The organism is Neisseria flava, assembly GCF_982712965.1.
Genome location: NZ_CEXQBZ010000080.1, coordinates 1 through 5,339 on the forward strand (window position 1 = coordinate 1; position 5,339 = coordinate 5,339).

The window sequence follows — 5,339 nt, forward strand, 5'->3', positions numbered from 1 at the left end:
TTATTCTTGAATCTGTTCAAACCACTGATACACTAGTGTTGCACTTGAAATCCGAATCCAAGGTCGTCTGAAAACCAATATTTTGGTTTTCAGACGACCTTTAGCAATTATTGAGATTACAACTGATCTTTTTGCGCCAAAATCCTGCGGCTGCCGTTGATGTCTGCGGGGGAAACGACACCGGCGTTTTCGAGTGCTTCCATCAGGTTGGCGGCGCGATTGTAGCCGATGCGCAACTGGCGTTGCAGGGAGGAGATGGAGGTTTTTTTGCTTTCCAGAATATAGGCGACGGCTTGGTCGAACAGTTCGTCGCTGCCCGCATTTGGATTGACGATATTGGTGGTTTCCAGCGCGGCTTCACCACTGAGCAGACCTTCGATATAGTCGGCAGGGGCTTGCGATTTGACGTAGTTGACGACTTGATGCACCTCGTCATCTGAAACGAACGCGCCTTGCAGGCGAGTCGGCTCGGCGCTGCCCGGTTGCAGGAACAGGGAGTCGCCGTATTTCAGCAGTTCGTCCGCGCCCATTTGGTCGAGGATGGTACGGCTGTCGATTTTGCTTTGCACGGTAAACGCCATGCGCGTCGGGATATTCGCTTTAATCAAGCCGGTGACGACATCGACGCTCGGTCGTTGGGTCGCGACAATCATATGGATGCCGGCGGCACGCGCTTTCTGGGCGAGGCGGGCGATTTGTTGCTCGACGGCTTTGCGTTCGGTCATCATCAGGTCTGCCAACTCGTCGATAACGACCACAATCATCGGCAGTTTTTCTAGCGGCTCGGGATCGTCCGGATTCAGGCTGAACGGGTTGGGCATGGGTTGGCCCGATGCTTTGGCGGCCTCGACTTTTTGGTTGAAGCCTTCCAAGTTGCGCACGCCGGCGTGGGAAAGCAGGCGGTAGCGTTTTTCCATTTCGGCGACACACCAGTTCAACGCCTGACCTGCTTCGCGCATATCGGTAACGACCGGGCAAAGCAGGTGCGGAATGCCGTCGTAAATACTCAATTCGAGCATTTTCGGGTCTATCATGATGAAGCGGACTTCGTCGGGCGTGGCTTTGAAAAGCATGGACATAATCATGCCGTTCACGCCGACGGATTTACCCGAACCGGTCATACCGGCGACCAAAAGGTGTGGCATTTTTGCTAAATCGCCGACGACGGGCGTACCGGAGATGTCTTTACCCAACGCGACGGTCAGCTTGGATTTGGCTTCGGTAAACACGGGAGAAGACAAGATTTCGCTCAACATCACGTCTTGGCGTTTTTCGTTGGGCAACTCGATGCCCATGGTGTTTTTGCCCGCGATGGTTTCCACGATGCGCACGGCTTGCAGCGACATGGAACGTGCCAAATCTTTAGACAAAGCAACGATTTGGCTGCCTTTTATGCCTTGCGCGGGTTCGATTTCATAACGCGTAATCACAGGGCCGGAAGTAGCGGACACGACTTGCACACCGATGCCGAATTCTGCCAACTTGGATTCAATCAGTTCAGCAGTGCGCTCCAATTCGGCGGGATTGATGCTGACGGGTTCGCCGTTGGGCAGGCGCAGCAGGCTCATGCTGGGTTTGTGGTATTCGCCTGTCTGTTGCGGCTCGTTGTCTTCAAACAAAGAAGCCTGAATTTTAGGTGGCGGCGCGACGGAGACCGCGACGGATTTGCGGTTACTGGTGCTGCCTGCAAGCGGGGCAACGGGCGTGGCGGTGATGTTTTTGGCTTCTTTCACCATACGGCGTGTATTTTCCGTTTCCAAGGCTTCGGCGGTCGAGCCGTCGTCCTTGCGTCTGCCCAATGCTTTTTTCAGACGACCCCAAATGCCTGAAAACAGGCTTTCGGTATTGCGTCCTGTTTTCGCCATCACTTCCAGCCAAGACACTTGCGCCAGCAAGGAAACAGAAAGCAGCAGCATGACGCACATAATCAGCAAGCTGCCGGATTTGCCCAGCAGCCAAGCCAAGCCCGAACCAGCCAAAGCGCCGACCAAACCGCCCGCACCGACAGGCAGGGTTTCGTCCAAAGTATTTTGAAGGGTGAAGTATTCGAGAATCGGGCTGCACACCAAAAGCAGGAACAAAGCCAGCGCGGCAACGCCGTGGTTGTACGATTTGTAGTTTTCGCGCTTTTGCAGCGGACGGAAATTTTTATAGAGGAAAACGCACGAAGCGACGATCCACCACCAAAACGACAGTCCGAAAAGATAATAGCCGACATCGGAAACATACGCGCCGAACAGCCCGCCGAAGTTGGCGATGCCGTCCGGTTTCGGCACGCTGCGCGACCATGCAGGGTCGGTCATTTTGAAGCTAGCGAGGGAAATGGCGATAAAGACCGTCACCATCAGCCCGAAGAGCCACAACGCGTCGTTAATCAGATTGACGACGTGTTCGGGGCGCGCTTTTTTTTCTTCATTTTTTTGCAGCGCTTTAGCAGCCTTCAAACGCTCGGAAACCTTGTTCGGCTCAGTCTGCGCCTTGGTTTGGCTTTGACGGCGCGTAGTCGGTTTAGCGTTTGTTTTGGCTTTCGGTTTGGATGCGGTTTTAGAGGATTTTGCGGTCATGGATGGATTTTTGATATTCGGTATAGGTCGTCTGAAAAGGGAAAACCGACGGGGAATCAATCCGTCGGGTGTAATGTGTGTTGGTTCAAATTATACCGTATTTACCGTTTCTGATAAAACAAGGTCGTCTGAAAAGGTTTTCAGACGACCTTGTTGTCCTAATTAGACTTTAGAACAGGTTGCTGACGAAAATCAGCAAAATCACCAACGGCACAAGGTATTTCACATAGGCAAACCAAATATTGACCGTCGTATGGTTGCCTTTATAAAGCAATTCGTCCTTCGCTTCGTCCTTCATAACGAAACCGACAAACAGCGCGGAGCCGAGCGCGGTCAGCATAAACAAGATGTTGCCGCTGATGTAGTCAAAGGCATCGAAAATATTTTTGCCGAACACGGAAACGTCTTTCCACGGGCCATAGCTCAAAATGGACGGGATGTTGCCGAAAATGAAGATGGCAGCCAATACAATCGTAATCGCGGCTGTACGACGGATTTTGGTTTTCTCCTGAATCGTTGTAATCAACACTTCATAAATGGTCAATGAAGTTGTCAGCGCGGCAATCAGGAGCAGCGAGAAGAAAATCACGGCGAATACAGGTCCTGCCCACATATTCGAGAACACAATCGGCAAACTTTGGAACACCAAAGTCGGACCGGAATTAGGGGCAACGCCGAAGCTGAAGAGCGACGGGAAAATCATAAAGCCCGCCAGTACGGCGATGATGGTATTGGTAATTGCCGTGATAACTGCGGTTTGAACCAGATTTTCGTTTTTATCCAGATAGCTGGACAAGGTAATCATCACGCCGAAACCCAAGCTCAGGGCGAAAAATACTTGCCCCAAAACGAAGACGAACAGTTCGGCGGTAATCTTGCTGAAGTCAGGCTTCAGATAGAAAGTAATCCCTTCCATCGCGCCCGGCAGGGTAACGTTACGCACGACCATGGCAATCAGGAACAAAAACAGTAGCGGCATCAGGTATTTCGCCGCTTTTTCAATGCCGCCGATGACGCCTTTGACCAAAATCCATTGGTTCACCGCCACAAACAGCAGCGTATAAAACGCAATTTCCCAAGGGCTGTTTTCGATATGTTCAGTGAAAAAGTTTTTCGTTATTTCGCCGCTGACAGGGCTGGAAATATTCAGATTTCCACCAATAATATTAACGATATAGCTGATCACCCAGCCGCCGAGCACCATGTAATACGCCATGATGCCAAACGCACCAATCAAGCCCATCCAGCCGACCAGTTTCCAAATTTTGGCGACAGGTTTGCCGTTCATCGAGCCGCCGAACGCATCCAGCGCGTTCACACCTTTGCGCCGTCCGATGACGTTTTCCACCAAAATCATCGGAATACCGATAACAAACATGGCGATACAGAATAAAAACACATACGCGCCGCCGCCGTTTTCACCGACCAAATACGGGAAACGCCACGTCGCTCCGAAACCGACAGTCGCGCCGGCAACGGTAAGGATATAAGTCAAACGGTTGGACCAAGTTTGACGGGGTTGGTTGGAAGACATAAAACACCATCTGCCTTATTGAGAAAACTTGAAATTATACGCGAACGGATTAACGGTTCTTAACTGAATATCAAAAAGCAGTATAGTGAAAATATCTAGGAATTTTGCATTTTTCAGGGGAAAACCATAAAGAAAAAGGTCGTCTGAAAACAAAATAGGGGATATAGATGGATACACCGGCAATCCACTGTCATTTTCTACCTATTAAAATGGCAGTGTCCATACTCGAATCTATGATATGGAAAAAACCTGCTTTGATCATGAAATCAAAGCAGGTTTTGATATTTGGTCGGAATGAGAGGATTCGAACCTCCGACCCCTTCGTCCCGAACGAAGTGCGCTACCGGGCTGCGCTACATTCCGAATGAGCAGGCATTATAGAGGAATTTTCGGAGGGATGCACGGATTTTGTCGGGGAAGTCGCCAGGATTCGGATAAACATTTGGATAATAAACATCTTATCGATATATCTATCGGCTTGGGTTTGAAAAGGTGGGAAATACTTACCGTTTTTCACATTTTCCTTGCTTGAAAGCAGGGATTTTATCTTTATGTTAGTATCCGCTATGGCTTCGAATATAAATACGGATTGGTCAGAATCGCTTCGGCTTAGAGATTAAGGAACAGTAATTATGCAATTTTTCGGTATCGGTTTTTTGGTTTTGATTTTTTTGGAAATCATGTCGATTGTCTGGGTTGCCGACTGGCTTGGCGGCAGCGTGGCGTTGCTGTTGATGGTCATCAGTTTCGTGTCCGGCGTATTTATGCTGCGCAATACGGGTCTGTCCGGCATTTTACTGGCAGGTGCGACGATACGGAGCGGAGGAAAGGTTTCGCTTTATCAAATGCTGTGGCCGATACGTTATGCTGTGGCAGCGGTATGCCTGATGAGTCCGGGCTTTATTTCGACGGGATTGGCATTATTGCTGTTGCTGCCGTTTAAAGGCCGCCCGGTCGTACAAGCGGAGATGGATGGGAATATGTTCGGGCAACGGCCGTTTTCAACTAAAGCACAAGATGATGATGTGATTGAGGGCGAATATACGGTAACAGGTGAAGATTCAGATACGAAGCAGCAGGCTTACATCGAACATAAAAAAGATTGAGATACGGAATCTGTCAGCCGGAATGGTTGGTTTGAAATAAAAAGGTCGTCTGAAAATATGAACTGCACCCCAAAAGTTGGACACATCCCCTCCAACTCACAAGGTGCAGTTTTTTTATGAGCAAATATACATTAC

3 protein-coding genes and 1 tRNA gene are annotated in these 5,339 nt (G+C 49.7%); 1 reads left to right on the forward strand and 3 read right to left on the reverse strand.

Annotation, left to right across the window (positions count from 1 at the left end; all coding sequences use genetic code 11):
* Positions 1 to 116: 116 nt before the first annotated feature.
* The 3 genes from AC5M9B_RS04345 to AC5M9B_RS04355 all read right to left on the reverse strand — a co-directional run bounded on the left by AC5M9B_RS04345 (position 117) and on the right by AC5M9B_RS04355 (position 4,461).
* Positions 117 to 2,564: a DNA translocase FtsK gene (locus tag AC5M9B_RS04345; RefSeq protein WP_487648301.1), complete on the reverse strand. Its 2,448-nt coding sequence runs from the start codon at positions 2,562 to 2,564 to the stop codon at positions 117 to 119.
* A 169-nt stretch (positions 2,565 to 2,733) separates the two neighbouring features.
* Positions 2,734 to 4,098: a sodium-dependent transporter gene (locus AC5M9B_RS04350; protein WP_039407251.1), complete on the reverse strand. Its 1,365-nt coding sequence runs from the start codon at positions 4,096 to 4,098 to the stop codon at positions 2,734 to 2,736.
* Between the two features lie 286 nt (positions 4,099 to 4,384).
* A tRNA-Pro gene (locus AC5M9B_RS04355) sits at positions 4,385 to 4,461 on the reverse strand.
* 269 nt (positions 4,462 to 4,730) lie between these two features.
* Here AC5M9B_RS04355 and AC5M9B_RS04360 point away from each other — a divergent pair.
* A complete protein-coding gene (locus AC5M9B_RS04360; protein ID WP_019270135.1) occupies positions 4,731 to 5,204 on the forward strand; it encodes an FxsA family protein in 474 nt (157 codons plus the stop codon).
* Positions 5,205 to 5,339 lie beyond the last annotated feature (135 nt).